Source organism: Mesorhizobium sp. W067, from assembly GCF_054719525.1.
This window is the reverse complement of sequence record NZ_JBTTII010000001.1, coordinates 1,245,479-1,264,076: the sequence shown is the minus strand read 5'-3', so window position 1 is coordinate 1,264,076 and position 18,598 is coordinate 1,245,479. Positions and strand designations below refer to the sequence as shown.

Sequence of the window (18,598 nt, the reverse complement as noted above, 5' to 3'; positions counted from 1 at the left end):
GGAACAGGAATGACAAAACCAGTAGAAACAAAGACCGGAATTTCGCGCCGTTCGTTGCTCAAGACAGGTGCCGCCGCCGTCGGCCTCGCCGCCGGCTCGGGCGCCATTACAGGCTTCCCGACCATCTGGGCGCAGTCCAACATCACGCTGCGCCAGTTCGGCACCGGCGTGTCGAACCTGAACGCGATCGCCGACAAGTGCAAGGCCGACCTCGGCATCACGCTGGAAATGACGGCGACCGATTCGGACGCGGCCGCCCAGCGCGCCGTGACCCAGCCCGACAGCTATGACATCGCCGACATCGAATACTGGATCTGCAAGAAGGTGTTCCCGAGCGGCGTGCTGCAGCCGATGGATGTTAGTAAGCTGAAATATTACGACGAGCTGGTGCCGTTGTTCAAAACCGGCAAGCTGACGCCCGACAGCGTCATTGCCCAGGGCACCGCGCCGCACACGGTCGGCTATGTCGAAGCGCAGGACTCAAAGACCTTCGCCAAGGCGCCGACCAAGTGGTTCACCATGGTGCCGACGATCTACAACGCCGATACGCTAGGCATCCGGCCCGACCTCGTCGGCCGCGACATCACCACCTGGGCCGACATCATGGACCCGGCCTTCAAGGGCAAGACCGCGATCCTCAACATCCCGTCCATCGGTATCATGGATGCGGCCATGATCATGGAGGCCACAGGCAGCATCAAATATGCCGACAAGGGCAACATGACCAAGGAAGAGATCGACAAGACGATCGACTTCCTCATCAAGGCCAAGCAGGCCGGCCAGTTCCGCGCCTTCTGGAAGTCGTTCGACGAGAGCGTCAACCTGATGGCATCGGGCGAAGTGGTCATCCAGTCTATGTGGTCGCCGGCCGTCGCTGCCGTGCGCTCCAAAGGCATCGCCTGCCGCTTCCAGCCGCTCAAGGAGGGCTATCGCTCATGGGGCGGCGGCCTTGGCCTTGCCGCCCATCTCAAGGGCGCCGAACTCGACGCGGCCTACGAATACATCAACTGGTATACGTCGGGCTGGGTCGGCGGCTATCTCAACCGCCAGGGCTACTATTCCGCCAATATGGTCTCGGCCAAGAAGTTCATGTCCGACGACGAATGGGGCTACTGGATTGAAGGCAAGCCGGCCAAGGGCGAGATCAAGGCGCCGGACGGCACCGTCATGGAAAAGGCCGGCGCCGTGCGCGACGGCGGCTCGTTCGAAGAGCGCATGGGCAAGGTCGCCTGCTGGAACTCGGTCATGGACGAGGACCGCTACATGGTGAAGCGCTGGAACGAATTCATCGCGGCGTAGAGCGGACGCGTTCACTGTGATGTTGCGATCCTTCGCGCCCCCCTCTGTCCTGCCGGACATCTCCCCCACTTGGGGGGAGATTGGCAGCGTCATGGCCGGCTCTTCGTTAGCAACGTTGGAGTTTGGCGAAGGCCGTTATGAGAGTTCGATCTCCCCGCTCGTTGGGGAGATGTCCGGCAGGACAGAGGGGGGCGCGAAGGATCGCAAGTCATCGCGATCACGCGGAGGATTTTCCCAATGACAGTCGCGCTCGAACGCCCCGCCATCGCAGCAGCCAAGCCCGCCAGACGCCGCCGCGTCTCCCTTGGCGCCGTCACGCCCTATTTGCAATCGGCGCCGCTGGCGCTCATCCTCGGTGCGTTCCTGCTCTTGCCAATCATCATGATCGTCGTCGTCTCCTTCTGGGATTATGACTTCGCCGCCATGTATCCGGATTTCCTGACGACGAACTATTCCGACGTGCTGGGATCATGGGTCACCTGGAAGACCTATCTCAACACCATCAAATTCGCTGCCATCGTCTGGGCTCTGACCTTGTTCATCGGCTTCTGGGTCGCCTATTTCCTCGCCTTCCATATCCGCACCACCGCCATGCAGATGGTGCTGTTCCTTGTCTGCACGGTGCCGTTCCTGACCTCCAACATCATCCGCATGATCTCGTGGATCCCGGTGCTTGGCCGCAACGGGTTGATCAACTCGACGCTGGTGCAATTGGGGCTGGTGCCAAAACCCATCGAATGGCTGCTCTATTCGGAATTCGCCGTGGTGCTGGCCATGGTGCATCTCTACACGCTGTTCATGGTAACGCCGATCTTCAACACGTTGATGCGCATCGACCGCTCGCTGGTCGAGGCCGCGCGCGATGCCGGCGCGTCCGGCTGGCAGGTCTTGTGGAACGTCGTCATCCCGCTGGCCAAGCCCGGCATGGCGATCGGCACCATCTTCGTCGTCACGCTGGTGATGGCCGATTTCTCCACTGTGCAGGTGATGTCGGGCGGCCAGAGCGCGTCGGTCGCACTGATGATGAAGAACCAGATGTCGCTGCTGCAGTATCCCGCAGCCGCCGCCAATGCCGTAGTGTTGCTGGTGTTGGTACTGTTGATGGTCGCGGGCATCCTGCGCATCGTCGACATCCGCAAGGAGCTTTGAGGTGAGCCACGAAAAACGCACCCTCGAATTCTATGTGCTTGCGGTCTTCTTCACTCTGTTCGTGCTGTTCCTCTACGGCCCGCTGTCGGCGATCCTGATCCTTTCTTTCCAAGGCGAGACCGGCGGCCTCACCTTCCCGCTCAATGGCGTGTCGCTGCACTGGTTCGCCAATCTGTTCGAGCGCCAGGCGGTCGGCGATTTCGGCGGCAGCTTCAAGCGCTCGCTCGTGCTCGGCCTTATGGTGATGATCGTCACCGTCGTCGTGTCGCTGCTGGCAGGGCTCGCTTTCCGGCAAAAATTTCGTGGCGCCACCGCTTTGTTCTACCTGGCGGTCGCCAGCCTCGTAGTACCCTCGATCATCATTTCGCTCGGCATCGGCGTCGTCTTCCAGCAGGTCGGCTTCCGCCCAGCCTGGTACACATCGGCCTTCGGCGCGCACCTGACCTGGACCTTGCCCTTCGGCGTGCTCATCATGTTCGCCGTCTTCAACCGCTTCTCGCCCGCCTATGAGGAAGCCGCGCGTGACCTGGGCGCCAACTCCTGGCAGACCTTCGCCCATGTCGTGCTGCCGATGATCGCGCCGAGCCTGATCGGCGTCGGCCTGTTCGGCTTCACGCTGTCCTATGACGAGTTCGCCCGCACGCTGATGACGTCGGGCACCTTCAACACGCTGCCGCTCGAGATCTACGGCATGACCACCAATGTCACGACGCCGGTGCTCTACGCGCTGGGCACGGTGACCACCGTGTTCTCCTTCCTGGTGATCCTGGCCACACTGGGCGCCATCCTCTATGTTGGCCGCAGGCGGGCCAGGGTTTGATTGTGCAGATACTGGTGGTGAACCCCAACACGACGGCGAGCATGACCGAGACGATCGCGGCGGCGGCGCGCGGCGTTGCCGGCGCCGGGACCGAGGTGATCGCGGTCACCTCCTCGATGGGCCCGGCCTCGATCGAGGGCTATTATGACGAGGCATTGGCCGTGCCCGGCCTTTTGATGGAGATCGCCGCCGGCGAACGTGCCGGGGCTCAGGCCGCCATCATCGCCTGCTTCGACGATACCGGCCTGGATGCGGCACGCGCCATGGCCTCCATTCCGGTCATCGGCATCTGCGAGGCCGCACTCGGTGTCGCCTCCTACATTGCCCAGCGATTCACAGTGGTGACGACCACCGAACGCTCGCGTGTCCCTGTCGAGGGGCTGGTGCAGCGCTATGGCATGGCCGGGCGTGCCCGCGTGCGCGCCGCCGACATTCCCGTACTCTCGCTTGAAGACGCTGCTTCCGGCGCTGTCGAGAAACTGCGCGCCGAGATCGCCCGCGCCATAGCGGAAGACCGCGCCGAGGCCATCGTGCTCGGCTGCGCCGGCATGGCCGACCTGGCACACCGGTTGCAGCAAGAGTTCGACCTGCCCGTCATCGACGGCGTCGGCGCCGCCCTCAAACAGGCCGAGGCGCTGATCGCATTGGGCCTGTCGACCTCGAAGCGCGGCTCCTATGCCAGTCCGCTGGCCAAGCCCTATCGCGGCGTGCTGAAATCCTTCTCGCCGGGGGTGGTCGCCGCGGAGTGAACGCTATGAAGCCTACCGTCCGCGCATTGTCTCCGCCGGAACTGACCGTTCTCATCGACTGGGCGGCGGCTGAAGGCTGGAACCCTGGCCTTGATGATGCCGCCGCGTTCCGGCCAACCGATCCTGAAGGGTTCATCGGCGCTTTTGTCGCCAACGAGATGACCGCCGCCATCTCGGCTGTCGCCTATGGCGGCAACTTCGGTTTCATCGGTCTCTACATCTGCCGACCAGACATGCGCGGCAAAGGCCATGGCAAAGCAGTCTGGAATGCGGGCATGGCCAGGCTGGCCGGCCGAACGGTCGGCCTCGACGGGGTCGCCGCGCAGCTGGCGAATTATCGCCGCACGGGATTCAGCTCGGCGTACGAAACCATCCGCTTCAGCGGCCGTATCGCGACCCCGCCCGTCCGAAGCGAAGGGGTGCGCACGATAACCACGCAACTCGTGCCCGACATCATCGCCTATGACGCCCGCTGTTTCCCCGCGCCTCGACGAGCCTTCCTGCACCGCTGGGCGCAGCCGCCGAATTGCGGGTTCGCCGCGATCAGTTCACTCGGCACCATAGGCTACGCCGTGGCTCGTCCCTGCCGTTCGGGTTACAAGATCGGCCCGCTGTTTGCCGACGACACCGAGACGGCGATGCAGCTCATGGGCAGTCTGGCTGCCGCATGCGAAGGTGGCGACCTGCATATCGACGTTCCTGCCGAAAATTTCGATTTCACCACGGCGCTTTCAGCAATTGGTTTCAGGCCGACCTTCACCACCACGCGCATGTACAAGGGCCCGCCTCCGAAGGTCGACTCGCGCCGAATATTTGGCGTGACAACCCTGGAGTTGGGGTAGATCCCGGCGCCGACTGACAGGCTTGGTTTTTCGGGAGCCGGCGGGCGATGGACGAGCCAATCTGTAGTAGCGCCGCCTAAGTTGAATTGTCCGATGTCTCAGGCGGCGCTACGTCGTCCCGGCACCGGGTTACCCGGCGTCTCGTGGCCGATCGGCGTCACCAGAGTGAGGTCGGGATAGCCGCTTTCGATCAGCTCGACGGCGGCCTGCGCCACCTCATCGTCCGCCTGCAGCATGGACATGAAGACCTCGGTGCTGTCGCCGACCAGTCGGCTGATGCCTTGCGCATCGGCCGGTCCGCATTCGACGATGACCAGATCATAGGCGGTGGTCAGCGACTGCATGATGATCGGCAGCCGGTCGGCGGCGCGCATGGCGCGAACCGGATCGGCGGTGCCGACGGGAACGACATGGCAGTCGGAATAGAGGTCAGCGTGAATGACGTCGCTGAACTGCGCTTCCGAAGCCAGCAGATTGGTGATGCCGGGGAAAAGTCCGCTGTCCAGCATCGGCCGCGACGCCGCGCCCGATGCGGTCAGGTCGAGCAGCAACACGCGCAGGCCGGCGTCGGAGACTTCGCGCGCTACCAGCACTGCCGAGGCCGCGGCCTCATCGCCTTCGGGCGAGACGAAGATGGCGCGCGCAGCACCGCCGGCGATCAGCTTCTCCGCCGCCTTCTCGACATCGATCTCGCCAAGGCTGGAGCGGACAGGTTCAGGTTCGGCTTGCGGTTCGGAACCGGCGATCGCTGCGTCCTCCTGCACTGCAGGAGCCGGTTCGGGCTCTGGCACCAGTTCAGACTCCATGGTCGTCGGCTGATCGTCCACTTCCACGACCTCAGGAGCCGGTTCCGGGTCGACGTCCGGCGCCGACATTGCCGGCATCGCAACCTGCTCGATACGCTCGAAGCGAGCCCCTGGGGCCGGACGCATGGCGCGGCCGGAAAACAGCTCCTGCAGAAGCGTGATGACCGACATCAGCAGCAGCGAGCCGACGAAGGCAGCGCCGACGATCGGGACGAGCTTGGGGAAATAGGGCTCCGATGGCACGCGCGCCTCGGAAAACACGCTGGCATCGACCGGCAGATAGTTTTTGCGCGAGGACACTTCGCGAAAGCTCGCCATGTAGGATTCGAGCTGCTGGCGCCGGACGTTCGCCTCACGCTGCAGCGCATCCAGCTGGACCTGCTCCTCGCCGGCGCGCGACGACGCCGCTTTCAGCTTGTTGACGTCCGATATCAGCTGGTTTTCGCGCGCCTGGGCGGTCTGCGCCTGCGTCAGCAAACCGCGCATGATTTTTTGCGCTTCGTTGCGGATCTGGCCGTCGAGATCGGCAAGCTGCGACCTCATCGCCCGCAGGCGGGGATGGTTGTCGAGCAAGGTGGTGGAAAGATCGGCGATGTTGGTTCTGAGCTCGATCTGACGCTCACGCAGCCGCTGGATCAGATCGGAAGACAGCACTTCGGGTACAGCGTCCAGCGAACCGCCATTCTGCAAAGCCTGGCGCACCCTTTCGGCCGTTGCCTCGGCCGAAGCGCGGCTGGCGCGCACACGCGACAGTTCGGTCGATAGCTCGGACAATTGCTGCGTCGCCAGCACCGAATTGTTGCCAGCCATCAACAGGTCCGACTGGGCGGAGCGGAAGGCCGCGACCTTGGCCTCTGCATCCCTGACCTGCTTCTGCAGATCGTCGATTTCCGGCCCGAGGAAGGCGGTCGCGGCGGCGTTCGACTTGGTCTTGGCATCCGCCTGGTAGGCCAGGTAGGCCTTAGCAATGGCGTTCGGAATGTCGGCGGCAAGCTGGGGATCTTCAGAGGAAAATTCGACGGCGATGACGCGGGTCTTTTCCACGCCATAAACATTGAGCTTGTCGCGCATCTTCGTCAGCACGCGCTCTTCGAGCGGAATTTCTTCCGGATCGCTCTTCAGCCCGGCAATGACCAGGAGCCGGGTGACCGGCGACATGCCGAGCGCATCGTTGAACTCGGGCTTGTCGCCCAGCTTAAGGTCGGCAGCCACCTGCTTGAGAATGTCGGACGAGGAAATGACCTGAACCTCGGTTGCTACACCTTCCGCATCGAGCACAGGTTTGTCGTCTTCATTGGTACCGGCAGGCCGCGTATAGGCCGATTCGCTCAACTGGATTTTCAGCTGCGTCGTGGCCTTATAATGCGGCGTGGCAAGCCACGCGAAGGCGAAGGCGAGACCGGTGACGATGAGCGTGATCACAAGAATGCGCAGCCAGTTCCGCGCCAGGCTGGCGAAGAGCTGTCTCAGGTCGACATCGACATCTGCGGCCGCGGACTGGTCGGACATGCATTCCTGCTCCGGACATGAGGCTAGATGGTAGCGTAAACAACTATGGTAACTCAGCCGTTAAGATCGCGGTAAGCAGCTGTTAGGGTTTGCTGACATCCGGTAAACAAAGCCAGCAAAACTATACGGCTTTTTGTCGATTGCCGCCAAATCGGCCGCGTCCCTTTACCGGCCATTAACCCTAACAGGATGATAACGAACCCAGATCCTTAAGGTTTGCCGCCGTGTCCTGGCGGCCATAGCGACGAAGGTGTGTGTCCGATCATGAAAAGCGCTGCTGGTCTGTTTCGCGCTCTGCTGGCCGTGTCGATCCTCGCCGGCTGCTCCAGCTACCGGCCGACGCCGGCGGCCTTCCACGAGGTACTCGACCAGCCCTATCGGCTCGGCGCCGGCGACCGTGTCCGCGTCACCGTGTTCGAACAGGACGGTCTGACCAACACCTACAGTGTCGATCAGTCCGGCTACATGTCCTTCCCGCTGGTCGGCGCGGTGCCGGCGCGCGGCCACACGGCCCAGCAGCTGGAAAAAGCGCTCGCCGACAAACTGCGCCAAGGCTATCTGCGCGACCCCGACGTGTCGGTCGAGATCGATCGCTACCGGCCGATCTTCGTCATGGGCGAAGTGGGCGCCGCCGGCCAGTATTCCTACGTGCCGGGCCTCACCGTGCAGAAGGCCATCGCGATTGCCGGCGGTTTCTCGCCGCGCGCCAACCAGGAAAGCGTCGACATCACCCGCGACATCAACGGCAAGGTGATGACAGGCCGGGTGGTTACCTCCGATCCGCTGCTGCCGGGCGACACGGTCTACGTTCGCGAACGCCTGTTCTGACATCAACGTGGCGGACCAGCTCAGGATCGTCCACTGCTTTCGCTCACCCGTCGGCGGGATCTTCCGGCATGTGCGCGACCTGACGGAGGCCCAGCTCGCCGCCGGACATGTTGTCGGCATCGTCTGCGATTCGACCACCGGCGGCGAATACGAGGAACGCCTGTTCGACCAGATGAAGGACAGCCTGGCGCTCGGCATCCATCGCACGCCGATGCAGCGCCATGTCGGGCCGGGCGACTTCGCCTCGGCCTGGCGCACTTACAGGATCATCAAGGAATTGCAGCCGGACGTGTTGCACGGACATGGCGCCAAAGGTGGCGCCTATGCCCGTCTGTTCGGCTCATTGTTGCGGGTATCAAGGTCTCGCGTAGCCCGCCTCTATTCGCCGCATGGCGGCTCCCTCCACTATGATGAAACGACGACGACCGGGAAGCTGTTCTTCGCGCTCGAGCGCTTCATGGCGCGCTTCACCGACTGCCTGCTGTTCGTCTCCGACTATGAGCGGCGCACCTATCGCAGGAAGGTCGGTGAACCGCCTATCCCGAACACGCTGGTCTATAACGGCCTGCGCGCCGCCGAGTTCGAACCGGTGGTCGCACAGCCCGACGCGGCCGACCTGCTCTACATCGGCATGATGCGCGACCTCAAAGGGCCTGACATTTTCATCGACGCGCTGGTGCTGGCCGGGTCCCAGCTTGAGCGCCGCTTGACCGCGGTCATGGTCGGCGATGGCGACGACCTGCCGCGCTACCATGCGCAGGTGAAACGGCTGGGCCTCGGAAAACAGGTCCGCTTCTTGCCGCCGATGCCGGCCAGGGAGGCATTTTCGCTGGCCGATCTGGTCGTCGTCCCCTCCCGCGCGGAAGCCATGCCCTATATCGTGCTGGAGACGCTGGCGGCCGGCAGGCCGATGATCGCCACGGCCGTCGGCGGCATTCCCGAAATCTTCGGTGAGGGATCCCCTGCCCTGATCCGTCCCGATCCGCGCCAACTCGGCGACAAGATGGGTGAAGCGCTGCGCGATCTCGACGCCTACCGGCGCGTCATGCCCGATACCGCCAGCCTCAAGGCGCGATTCGGCGCCGATGTGATGGCCGCCGAAATCGAAAAGGCCTATTTCGCCGCGCTCAACAGATAGACGACCGTCCAAAACCACAAGTTGTCTCAAGGTTTTTTTAGCTCTCTTTCTGCTATCGTCATCGCGGAAGCTTGTGGGAAACCCGATGAACGAGACCGACCCCACGCGCCGCTTTTCGGCCGATGCGGTGCGCAAATTCGACAGTCCTGCCGAGAGCCCCACGCCCGGCGGCATGAACAGTGTTGCCCGCCAGGTCGCCTCGCAATACCGGCGCGATACGATGTCGCCGGTCATGGTCAGCGGCGTATTGCGCATCGTCGAATTCGGCTTGCTGTTCCTGTCGGGGCTCGCGCTCTACTTCCACTTTGTCGGCTTCTTCAACTATCTCGCCTGGCAATATCCGCTGACCATTGCCGCGGCGTCATTCGTGGCCGTGGTGCTGCTCGACGTCAGCGATTGCTACCAGATCTCCGCCTTGATGCGACCGATCTCCAATCTCGGCCGCGTGCTGATGGTCTGGGCCGGCACCTTCGCGCTGATGGCGCTGACGGCCTTCATCATGAAAATGTCGGAGGATTATTCGCGTCTGCTGTTCGGCACCTGGTTTGTCGTCGGCCTGCTTCTGCTGTTCGGACTCAGGCTGGTGATGTCGAAGCTGATCCGGCGCTGGGCGCGCAACGGCCGCATGGAACGCCGCGCCGTCATCGTCGGCGGCGGCAAGGCGGCCGAGATGCTGATCCGCTCGGTCGAGAAGCAGCCAGACAACGACATCCGCATCTGCGGCATCTTCGATGACCGCGGCGACAAGCGCTCGCCGCCGATCGTGGCCGGCTATCCCAAGCTCGGCACCATTTCGGAGCTGATGGAATTCGCTCGCATCGCGCGCATCGACATGCTGATCGTGTCGCTGCCGCTGACTGCCGAAACGCGCGTGCTGCAGCTGCTGAAGAAGCTCTGGGTGCTGCCGGTCGACATCCGGCTCTCGGCGCATTCGAACGCTTTGCAGTTTCGCCCGCGCGCCTATTCCTACATCGGCTCGGTGCCGATGCTCGATATCTTCGACAGGCCGATCAACGACTGGGATTCGGTCGCCAAGCGCGCCTTCGACATCGTCTTCTCGCTGATCGGCATCATCCTGTTCTCACCGGTGATGCTGGCGACTGCCATCGCCATCAAGCTCGACAGCAAGGGGCCGGTGCTATTCAAGCAGAAGCGGCACGGCTTCAACAACGAGATCGTCGAAGTCTACAAATTCCGCTCCATGTACACCGACCGCTCGGACCCGACCGCCAAGCAGACGGTGACCAAGAACGATCCGCGCGTCACCCGCGTCGGCCGCTTCATCCGCAAGAGCTCGATCGACGAGCTGCCGCAGTTCTTCAACTCGCTGTTCGGCACGCTGTCACTGGTTGGCCCGCGCCCGCATGCGATTGCCGCGCAGTCGCACAACCTTCTCTACAATGAGGTGGTCGACGGCTATTTCGCCCGCCACAAGGTCAAGCCCGGCGTTACCGGCTGGGCGCAGATCAATGGCTGGCGCGGCGAGATGGACACCAATGAGAAGATCCGCATGCGCACGGAATATGACCTCTATTACATCGAGAACTGGTCGATGCTGTTCGATCTGCGCATCCTGCTCATGACGCCGCTGCGGCTGCTCAACACGGAAAACGCCTATTGAGCGCGATTTCCCATGATGTGCCGCAGGCTGCGGTCAATGCCAAGCTGATCGCGCTGATATCGTCGGGCGCGGTGTTTTTCGGCGTCTTCCTGTCAGGCTTCGTCATCGACGAGCCGGCGCCTTACGATCTTTTCATGGTCGGGCTGATCGGGGTGTGGGGGCTGTTTGGCCTGCGCATATCGCGCGCGGCCGTGCCGCTGCTGGTGCTGCTGATCACGATGAACATCGGCGGCATGATTGCAATGACTCAGATGGCCGATCTCGCCAACACACCGCTCTATCTCGCGGTCTCGCTGTTTCTCGCGGTCACCGCGGTGTTCTTCTCGTCGGTGACGGCGGTGCAGCCCGGCCTCTACCGGCTGATCTTCATCGCCTATGTTGTCTCCGCGGTGGTGACCTCGCTGCTCGGCATTGCCGGCTATTTCCACGCTTTCCCGGGCGCTGAAGTCTTCACCAGATACGACCGCGCCCAGGGCGCCTTCCAGGATCCGAACGTGTTCGGGCCGTTCCTGGTGCTGCCCGGCATCTATCTGCTCTATCTGCTGTTGACCGGCTCAATCGCGCGCATGCCGCTTCTGGCGGTGCCGCTGCTGATCATCACCGCGGGCATCTTCTTTTCGTTCTCGCGCGGCGCCTGGGGCATGTTCGCCGTCTCGGCCATCCTGCTCACCGGCGCCCTGTTCCTGCAAAGCAACAGCGGCAAGTTCCGGCTGCGCGTCATCATCATGACCATTGCCGCCGTCACCCTGCTGGTGGTCGCCATGATCGTCATCCTGCAGCTGCCCGGCGTCGGCGAGATGTTTTCAAGCCGCGCCCAGCTGGAACAGAGCTACGACACGGCGCGCCTTGGCCGCTTCGCCCGCTACACGATCGGCTTCGAGATGGCGCTCGAATATCCGCTCGGCATCGGCCCGCTGGTGTTCGGCACCATTTTTGGCGAAGACACGCACGACATCTGGCTGAAGACGTTGATGGATTATGGCTGGCTCGGCTTCGTCTCGTTCCTGTCGCTGACGCTGTGGACGATCGCCGCCGGCTTCCGCATCCTTTTGCGCGACCGGCCGTGGCAGCCCTATCTGCTCTGCGCCTACGTCGCTTTCATCGGCAATATCGGGCTCGGCACCTTCATCGACATCGACCACTGGCGCCATGTCTACCTGCTGCTCGGCCTAATCTGGGGCGCGATCGCGCTGGAATACAGGCATCAGCGCGGGTTGCGGGCGGTGGCGCAACCGAGGTAGCCGAGTAATCCTAAAGGACAGGAACAGCCGCGCACGCCAATACCGGGGTTGTGCAGGCCCTCGCAGGCTTTGATCTGCTTGCTCCAACCCCTGGTCGAATTGAGCACGGGTTGCCGGCGGCGCATTTATGTTGTGATGGTGGGAAAACGTCGCTAAACGCGACTGACAAAATTCCAATTGAGTTGGCGTGCTTGCCGGGCTGGATAATATTCCGGGTTGGTGGGCGCCACTAATCTGACGGGCGTGGTTATGCTGAGGGAAAGCTATTTCGAATTCATGCTGCGCTGGTACGCGTATCGCCGATGGCACAGGCCCCCGCGGCGTGTGCGGCAGGCCGAATACGACTTCCATCAGCTTATGAAAAAGCTTCCCGCCGATAGTCTGTTCATCGATCTCGGCGCCAATATTGGCGACGTCACGGGACATGTACTAGCCTATGGGATGCGGGTGATTGCTTTCGAGCCTGACCCTGTTGCTCGCCAGATTTTGACGAAAAGGTTTGGCAACAACGACCGGGTGACGATCATTCCGAAGGCTGTTGGTGGATCAGCGCGAGCGGCCACATTCCATCAGAGGCCGGACGTCAGCGATCTCCGCAGGACCGAATCGTCGTCCCTGATCCAGACACACGAACACACGAACGGGAAAAGCTTTGAAGTTGAGGTGGTTGACCTGGTGCAGTTCCTGCAAGGTCTCCATGAGCCGATCGCCATCGTCAAGATGGACATAGAAGGGGCCGAAGCGGAATGCATCGAAGCCATGCTGGACGCCAGCATTCACCGTTCGATTGGACAAATCCTGGTCGAGACACATGAACGGTTCTCGCCAGACCTGGCCGACCGGATCGGCAAGCTGCGGGGCCGGATCGCGCAGGAAGGCATCCGCAACATCAATCTGGATTGGAGCTAAGTATCGGCTCGGCCTTGAGCGTGCTAGCCGGAGGGCATCAACCAGCGAGGCAATAGACTTATCGAGGAAGATTGGCGGGAGGAACCGCGTCCGGCGGAGCGTCAAGTTCTATCTGGCTATGCCAGCTACCCGTTCGGGGTATTGCACGGCCAACATCGAATTGTCCGCATGGCTGGCAAAGATGGCGCTGACCTTTTCGGCGTCGAACCGCGCCCGTCGCTTGCGCTTCTCGTCGTTCAGCAAAATCCCGCTGATGGCGTCGAACTTGCGGCCGAGGTTTTTCAATATGCCTCTCTTGACCGGCCAGCTGCTGCTGAAACGGCCGGCCCAGGGCGTGCCTTTCGCCAGATCACGATAGATCGCCATGGCGTCGACCTCGACACCGATCGGCGGACGGTCCCAGGGCTTGCCCCAGGCGAAGTGGCGGGCGTAGCAGCGGCTGAAAGAAATCTGGCTGGTGTAGTTGGTCATCACGTTCCAGAACGGGTGCATCGTCTGCCACCTGCCCTCGAAAGCCACGTTCAATGCACCTTGATCCATCCCGTAAACCTGCTCGGAGGCCAACTGCCGGGTACGCTCCAGAAGCCCCTCCTGCCTGACCAGTGGCATGTTGAACACCAGCACGCCGGCATTGAACTTCGGCGCGCCTGGCTGCATCGGTAAATGCTGTCGATACTTTACGTCGAAATAGGTCTGCTCATCGTGTGCGGCCAGCAGCGGAGCGTTGAGCGGGACGTTGCAGAGGTCTTCTATCGATCTGTTGAAAAGCACATCGGCGTCGGAATAGGCGATGCGGTCATATGGTTCGAACTCCGGCAATTGATCGGCAAACAGCCTGATGTAGGTCGCAAGGGTTGGGTGCGTTCCGCGGTTGAAGTTTGTCGCTTCCATGAATTTCGTGACATCCAGGATGCGGATCTTCCCACCGAGCAGACGCTCTCCGATAGCTCGGTCTTCGTTGGAGATGACACCGGTGTGCAAAATAAAGCCGTCGAGGTGGTCCGACACATTCAGCACGCGGCGCGCCGCCAGGCTGGCATACGGGAAATACCTCTGGTCGGTGGCGAAAAAGAAACACGATTTTTGCGGCATGCTACAACCTGTTGCCTGACCCATTCGCGAGAGCTCCGTTGCGGGTCTCAGGCGAAACCACCGAGTACTTCCGGAAACTGCACAGCCATCGCCCCGGCGTCAGCATGCTCGGCATATATCTTATGCACCTTGCTGCCGTCGTACCGTGCGCGCCGCCGATACCGGTCCTTGTTCGGCAACATCCCCATGATACCGTCGAACCTTCGGGCGAACCGCCTCATGACGCCCCGCTCGAAGGGAATACGCTGCCGGAAGGGCTCAAGCCACGGCGTATCCCTTGCCAGATCGCGCCAGACGGCAAGCGCCTCGGGCTCCACGTCGACCTGGCTTCCCCAGGGCTTGCCGCCGGCGAAATGCCGCGCATAGGCTTGGGCGAACCGAAACTCCTTCGTATCGTTGGACATCAAATTCCAGTTCGGGTGCATCGTCTGCCACTTGCCCTCGAAGACGATGTTCAGCGCGTTCTGATCGTTCATTTGCCCGGCAACGGCAACATCTCTGGCGCGGTGCAAAAGTCCCTGTTGACGCACGGGCGGCATGTTGAAGACGATGATGCCGGCGTTGAAATAAGGCGCCCCCGGCTGCATCGACAGTTTGTTCCGATAGCCCGGGCGGAAATACATGTAATCGTCGTGAGCGGCCAACAACGGAGCATGAAGTGTCTGGCCCACCAGGTCGGCGATATCTCGATTGAACAGAACATCACAATCGACATGGGCGATGCGGTCATAGTCCGCGAACTGAGGCAGTTGGTCGGCGAAAAGCCGAACAAAAGTGCCGACATTGCTTGGCCGGAAAGTATGGCCAGCCTCCGCAAACAGCCCCGAAACGTCCACTATGCGAAGACGGTTCGTCAGCAGGCGTTCAGCAACACGCATATCGGCATCGCGTGCGCCGACATGCAGGATGAATCCCGGTGTTGCCTCTCCCGAAACATCCAGAATTCTGCGCGCCGCCAAGCATGCATACGGAAAATAATTTGCGTCGGCCGCCAGAAAAAAACAGGAATTTGCCACGCGCAATCCTTCGTATCGACACTGCGCGAGCCATATCGCCTTGGCGTTGCGGCGACAAGGCCGAATGCTGGCGACTTTCAGGCCCGGCGCGCCGTTTTAGCGCTTGCACCATACCCCTTGAAAATATATGGCTTTGCGCGGTCCGGAGTGTAGCGCAGCCCGGTAGCGCACTTGACTGGGGGTCAAGGGGTCGTCGGTTCGAATCCGGCCACTCCGACCATTTTTAGACAGGACTTGCCCCCAAAGGTCCTGCTTCTCAAATCACCAACATTCATCCTTGGCAGACGTCGACCCATTCGGCGCCGACAATCTGTGCCATGCGCTGCGGGCTGAGCCTTACAGCGGCGTTGGTGGCGCCGGCCGCGGGCACGACTTCATCGAAGGCGCGCAGCGAGACGTCGCAATAGACCGGCAGCGGCGCTGGCAGGCCGAATGGGCAGACGCCGCCGACGGGATGGCTGGTAATCGCGACAACCTCGTCGGCGTCAAGCATGCGAGGCTTGCCGCCGAAACGGTCCTTGAATTTGCGGTTGTCGAGCCTCGACATGCCGCCGGCCACGATCAGCATGGTCTCACCGCCGACGCGCAGGCAGATGGTCTTGGCGATCTGCGCCGGCTCCACGCCATGCGCCTCAGCCGCCAGCGCCACCGTCGCGGAACTCGCTTCGGTGACGAGCACTTCGACATCGGGCGCATGGGCAGCCAGGAAGGCGCGCACGGATTCAAGGCTCATCTCGGCATTGTCCCATTCGAAAACGGTTAGCGTTCACACTGGATAGCTTCACGCTCGGTCGGCGGCAACCTCCCGCCCCTCGACGGCTGCAGCGATACCAGGCCAGGCGGGTCGCGCCGCATGTCAGCAACGCAAGGCGCATCCCCCGTGCGGGAGATGTGTTCGGGCTGCTGCCTTGGTAGGTCGCAATGGATCAGGGCCGGCGCTGATGCTGTGCTCCCACGACCAACCGGAGAGATCATCATGCTCAAGCTCGCCTCGGCTCTGGCGCTGCTGCTTGTCGGGACGGCGCCGCTGCTTGCCGACGACATGCCGATAAAGGCGGACGCCATCAAATGGGGCCCTGCTCCTGCTGTCTTGCCCGCCGGCGCGGACATGGCTGTCATCGCCGGGGACCCCTCGAAGGATGGCATCTACGTGCTGCGGTTGAAGCTGCCGGCCGGCTACAGGATTGCCGCGCACAACCATCCCACCTCGGAATATGTGACGGTGATTTCCGGCAATTTTCATATCGGCATGGGCGACAAGCTCGACGAGACCAAGGGCATCGAACTGACCGCCGGCGGCTTCGGCGTAGCCCCACAGGGAATGAACCATTACGCCTGGACGACAAGCGCTACGATCGTCCAGGTTCATGGCGAGGGGCCGTTCGCGATCACCTACGTCAACCCGGCGGACGATCCGAGCAAGAAGTGACATTCGCCGTTGGGCGAATGCAACAAGCCCGCCAGGGCAAACCATGGCGGGCTTGTTGAACGACGCTTGGCCGTTGTTTATGAAACGGACCGGTTTTCCACAGGCGCCGTGGGCGCCGGGGCATCGATCAGGGCCGTTTCCGGCAATTGCAATGCTGCGGCGATCCGGCGAAGTTTCGTCGGATCGGTGTCCTTGCCGCTCTCTATGTCGGCAATCTCGCTGGTCGACAGACCGCAGGTCAGGGAAAGCTCTTCAATACTGTATCCCTTTGTCTCCCGGATGGCTTTGAGGCCGGGGTGCTCGAGCGCAACGTCGGCCGCCAGCCTGGAGAAGGGTTCGTGTTTTGCAGTTTGGGCCATTGGCAACTCCATGGGGCTAAAGAGTTTTGGATCAAATGATAGGGTGTTGCCTGAGAGCCGGGACAATGCCCGCTTGACGGCGATTTGCCAAGGCCCAAACCGACCGTCACAGCATCGTGAACCGGCGTCAAAACCGCAGGCGCCAGGGCACATATAGGATCTCCGCCCCGATCTCCCAATCAAGTTCTTTTGAAGGGCCGCAGGCCGAAGTGTTCAGCGGTTTTGCGCCGCTCGCGCGTTAGCCTGATGTTGCTGGCAGCCGCATCGGGCCAGCTTTTCCCAAGAGGATCAGATCCATGACATTCAAGACATCAGCCATCGTGCTCGCCACGATTTCAGGCCTCGCTGGCGCGAGCATGGTCGCGGCGCAAGCCGCCGAGGCCGTGCGCATTCGCGGCACGGTGACCGCCTTTGCCGGAGCGACGCTGACGGTGAAGACCCGCGAAGGCGCTACCGACGCCATCGCGCTGGCTGAAGGGTGGAAGATTTCCGGCGTCGCCAAGGCGGATGCCGGGGATATCAAGCAAGGCGATTTCCTCGGCATTGCCTCTGTTTCGAAGGCCGATGGCGGCAGCGGCGCGCTCGAGGTGGTGATCTTCCCGGCCGCGCTGAAGGGCGCCGGCGAAGGCGACCGCCCGTGGGATCTCGAGCCCAACAGCCGGATGACCAACGGCACGGTCGCCGATGTCACCGAGATTGCAGGTCGCACGGTGACGCTGACCTACGACAATGGCCAGAAAAAGCAGATCGCGATCCCGCAGACGACGCCGGTGGTGACCTTCGCGCCGGCGACGCCCGCCGACCTCAAGCCTGGCGCTGTGGTGTTCGTCAACGCCGAGCGCGGCAGTGACGGCAAGCTGACCGCGGGCCGGGTCGTTGTCGGCACAAACGGCGTCATTCCGCCGATGTAAGTTGCCGACGAAGCCGCCAGACACAATCCAGAAACAAAATTCTACAGTCCGGAAAAACTGTCGAAAAGTTCGGAGGCGATAGTCATGACTGCGGGGTTCACCGGCACCGATCTTGCTCGGTGACGGCCAAATTCAGCCCGCGCAGAAAAGGAAACGAAGTCATGAAGAAGTCCCTCCTGTCGGCTCTCGGGCTGGCTTTTGCCCTGGCTGTCTCTCTGCCGCTCATCGGCGCCAGCAGCGCCGACGCAGCACCGCTGCACAAGAAGCATCACCACCATCATCATCATCACAACAAGCATCACCGCCATCACCATCACCACCACCACCACCACCACCACAAGAAGGTGGAGGCCAAGAAGGCCTGACACGGCCGACTTGCCCAACGGGAAGGCTGGCCCTGGAGTCCTCGCCAAGGCCGCCTTCCCGTTGGTTTTGCCAGGCGACACGTGGAAAAGCTGAAGGCAGGATTCGATGGCGCCGATGCGCCAGAACGCGAGCAACCACAGCGCACCCAACGAACGTATCAGGCGCAAGGCCGACAACACAGCGGTTGCCAGTTGCAGGACACCACGGGTCTCTCAATGCTGTCGGAACCCGCTAGGACGGCGCCGCGAACGCGAGCACTATTGCGATCAAAATCAAAAGCGGTCCCATCCATTTGAAATGCTTCGCGACCTGCAGCCACCATGGCTGCTGACCTTTCTGGGCCTGAAAAGGACTTTGGAGCAGCCCAAAACCAACGCCTGTCATCCACAGCCCAGCGCAGAACATGATGAACTCGTCGATGTAATTTGCGACCACGCCCGTCTCCTCCGCCGGTACCTTTGGACTGGCGTTATAGTCGCAGCCGGGAGTGGCAGAAAGCGCGGTGCCAAGTGGC

The 18,598-nt window shown here is 62.0% G+C and carries 19 protein-coding genes and 1 tRNA gene; 13 read left to right on the top strand and 7 right to left on the bottom strand.

Annotation, left to right across the window (positions count from 1 at the left end; all coding sequences use genetic code 11):
* The first annotated feature begins 9 nt into the window (after positions 1-9).
* The 5 genes from ACYG97_RS06200 to ACYG97_RS06180 all read left to right on the top strand — a co-directional run bounded on the left by ACYG97_RS06200 (position 10) and on the right by ACYG97_RS06180 (position 4,859).
* Positions 10-1,299, top strand: coding sequence for an ABC transporter substrate-binding protein (locus tag ACYG97_RS06200; protein WP_023734132.1), 1,290 nt, complete (start codon positions 10-12; stop codon positions 1,297-1,299).
* Positions 1,300-1,536: 237 nt separating this feature from the next.
* Complete coding sequence (locus ACYG97_RS06195; protein WP_023697429.1) at positions 1,537-2,448, top strand: ABC transporter permease; 912 nt, start codon at positions 1,537-1,539, stop codon at positions 2,446-2,448.
* 1 nt (position 2,449) lies between these two features.
* Positions 2,450-3,268 carry an ABC transporter permease gene (locus ACYG97_RS06190; RefSeq protein ID WP_023669394.1) on the top strand — a complete coding sequence of 273 codons (819 nt, stop codon included), beginning with the start codon at positions 2,450-2,452 and terminating at the stop codon, positions 3,266-3,268.
* A gap of 2 nt (positions 3,269-3,270) precedes the next feature.
* Complete coding sequence (locus ACYG97_RS06185) at positions 3,271-4,017, top strand: aspartate/glutamate racemase family protein (protein ID WP_023700526.1); 747 nt, start codon at positions 3,271-3,273, stop codon at positions 4,015-4,017.
* A 5-nt stretch (positions 4,018-4,022) separates the two neighbouring features.
* Entirely contained in the window at positions 4,023-4,859 is an 837-nt protein-coding gene (locus ACYG97_RS06180; RefSeq protein WP_050590406.1) for a GNAT family N-acetyltransferase, read from the top strand.
* Positions 4,860-4,957: 98 nt separating this feature from the next.
* On the opposite strand, the gene ACYG97_RS06175 is transcribed toward ACYG97_RS06180, so the two are convergent.
* Complete coding sequence (locus ACYG97_RS06175) at positions 4,958-7,174, bottom strand: GumC family protein (RefSeq protein ID WP_023734134.1); 2,217 nt, start codon at positions 7,172-7,174, stop codon at positions 4,958-4,960.
* A gap of 264 nt (positions 7,175-7,438) precedes the next feature.
* On the opposite strand from ACYG97_RS06175, the gene ACYG97_RS06170 reads away from it, so the two are divergent.
* The 5 genes from ACYG97_RS06170 (at position 7,439) to ACYG97_RS06150 (ending at position 12,911) form a co-directional block, all read left to right on the top strand.
* Positions 7,439-8,002: a polysaccharide biosynthesis/export family protein gene (locus ACYG97_RS06170; RefSeq protein ID WP_023682330.1), complete on the top strand. Its 564-nt coding sequence runs from the start codon at positions 7,439-7,441 to the stop codon at positions 8,000-8,002.
* Positions 8,003-8,009: 7 nt separating this feature from the next.
* Positions 8,010-9,140 (top strand): glycosyltransferase, encoded by a 1,131-nt coding sequence (locus ACYG97_RS06165; RefSeq protein ID WP_023693282.1) that lies wholly within the window; start codon positions 8,010-8,012, stop codon positions 9,138-9,140.
* Positions 9,141-9,225: 85 nt separating this feature from the next.
* Positions 9,226-10,761 (top strand): undecaprenyl-phosphate glucose phosphotransferase, encoded by a 1,536-nt coding sequence (locus ACYG97_RS06160; protein WP_023689486.1) that lies wholly within the window; start codon positions 9,226-9,228, stop codon positions 10,759-10,761.
* The gene (locus tag ACYG97_RS06155; protein WP_023734135.1) at positions 10,758-12,002 is read left to right on the top strand and encodes an O-antigen ligase family protein; all 1,245 of its coding nucleotides are present in this window, start codon (positions 10,758-10,760) and stop codon (positions 12,000-12,002) included. Before ACYG97_RS06160 ends, ACYG97_RS06155 begins: the two co-directional genes overlap by 4 nt.
* 219 nt (positions 12,003-12,221) lie before the next feature.
* Positions 12,222-12,911, top strand: coding sequence for an FkbM family methyltransferase (locus ACYG97_RS06150; protein WP_245260854.1), 690 nt, complete (start codon positions 12,222-12,224; stop codon positions 12,909-12,911).
* A 108-nt stretch (positions 12,912-13,019) separates the two neighbouring features.
* Here ACYG97_RS06150 and ACYG97_RS06145 read toward each other — a convergent pair whose 3' ends face one another.
* Entirely contained in the window at positions 13,020-14,027 is a 1,008-nt protein-coding gene (locus ACYG97_RS06145) for a glycosyltransferase family 8 protein (protein ID WP_084023765.1), read from the bottom strand.
* 23 nt (positions 14,028-14,050) lie between these two features.
* The gene (locus tag ACYG97_RS06140; RefSeq protein WP_023734138.1) at positions 14,051-15,019 is read right to left on the bottom strand and encodes a glycosyltransferase family 8 protein; all 969 of its coding nucleotides are present in this window, start codon (positions 15,017-15,019) and stop codon (positions 14,051-14,053) included.
* Between the two features lie 143 nt (positions 15,020-15,162).
* On the opposite strand from ACYG97_RS06140, the gene ACYG97_RS06135 reads away from it, so the two are divergent.
* Positions 15,163-15,239: transfer RNA gene (locus ACYG97_RS06135), tRNA-Pro, on the top strand.
* A 51-nt stretch (positions 15,240-15,290) separates the two neighbouring features.
* Here ACYG97_RS06135 and ACYG97_RS06130 read toward each other — a convergent pair.
* The gene (locus tag ACYG97_RS06130; protein ID WP_023689490.1) at positions 15,291-15,752 is read right to left on the bottom strand and encodes a YbaK/EbsC family protein; all 462 of its coding nucleotides are present in this window, start codon (positions 15,750-15,752) and stop codon (positions 15,291-15,293) included.
* Positions 15,753-15,995: 243 nt separating this feature from the next.
* Here ACYG97_RS06130 and ACYG97_RS06125 point away from each other — a divergent pair, with 243 nt between their 5' ends.
* Positions 15,996-16,448, top strand: a complete 453-nt coding sequence (locus ACYG97_RS06125) for a cupin domain-containing protein (protein WP_023734139.1) — start codon at positions 15,996-15,998, stop codon at positions 16,446-16,448.
* Positions 16,449-16,525: 77 nt separating this feature from the next.
* On the opposite strand, the gene ACYG97_RS06120 is transcribed toward ACYG97_RS06125, so the two are convergent.
* Entirely contained in the window at positions 16,526-16,807 is a 282-nt protein-coding gene (locus ACYG97_RS06120; RefSeq protein WP_023715403.1) for a helix-turn-helix domain-containing protein, read from the bottom strand.
* A gap of 296 nt (positions 16,808-17,103) precedes the next feature.
* Here ACYG97_RS06120 and ACYG97_RS06115 point away from each other — a divergent pair, with 296 nt between their 5' ends.
* On the top strand, positions 17,104-17,718 hold the full coding sequence (locus tag ACYG97_RS06115; protein ID WP_023669379.1) for a hypothetical protein: 615 nt from the start codon (positions 17,104-17,106) through the stop codon (positions 17,716-17,718).
* Positions 17,719-17,759: 41 nt separating this feature from the next.
* On the opposite strand, the gene ACYG97_RS06110 is transcribed toward ACYG97_RS06115, so the two are convergent.
* Positions 17,760-18,233, bottom strand: a complete 474-nt coding sequence (locus tag ACYG97_RS06110; RefSeq protein WP_156937210.1) for a hypothetical protein — start codon at positions 18,231-18,233, stop codon at positions 17,760-17,762.
* An 82-nt stretch (positions 18,234-18,315) separates the two neighbouring features.
* Positions 18,316-18,519 carry a hypothetical protein gene (locus tag ACYG97_RS06105; RefSeq protein ID WP_023669377.1) on the bottom strand — a complete coding sequence of 68 codons (204 nt, stop codon included), beginning with the start codon at positions 18,517-18,519 and terminating at the stop codon, positions 18,316-18,318.
* Between the last annotated feature and the right edge of the window lie 79 nt (positions 18,520-18,598).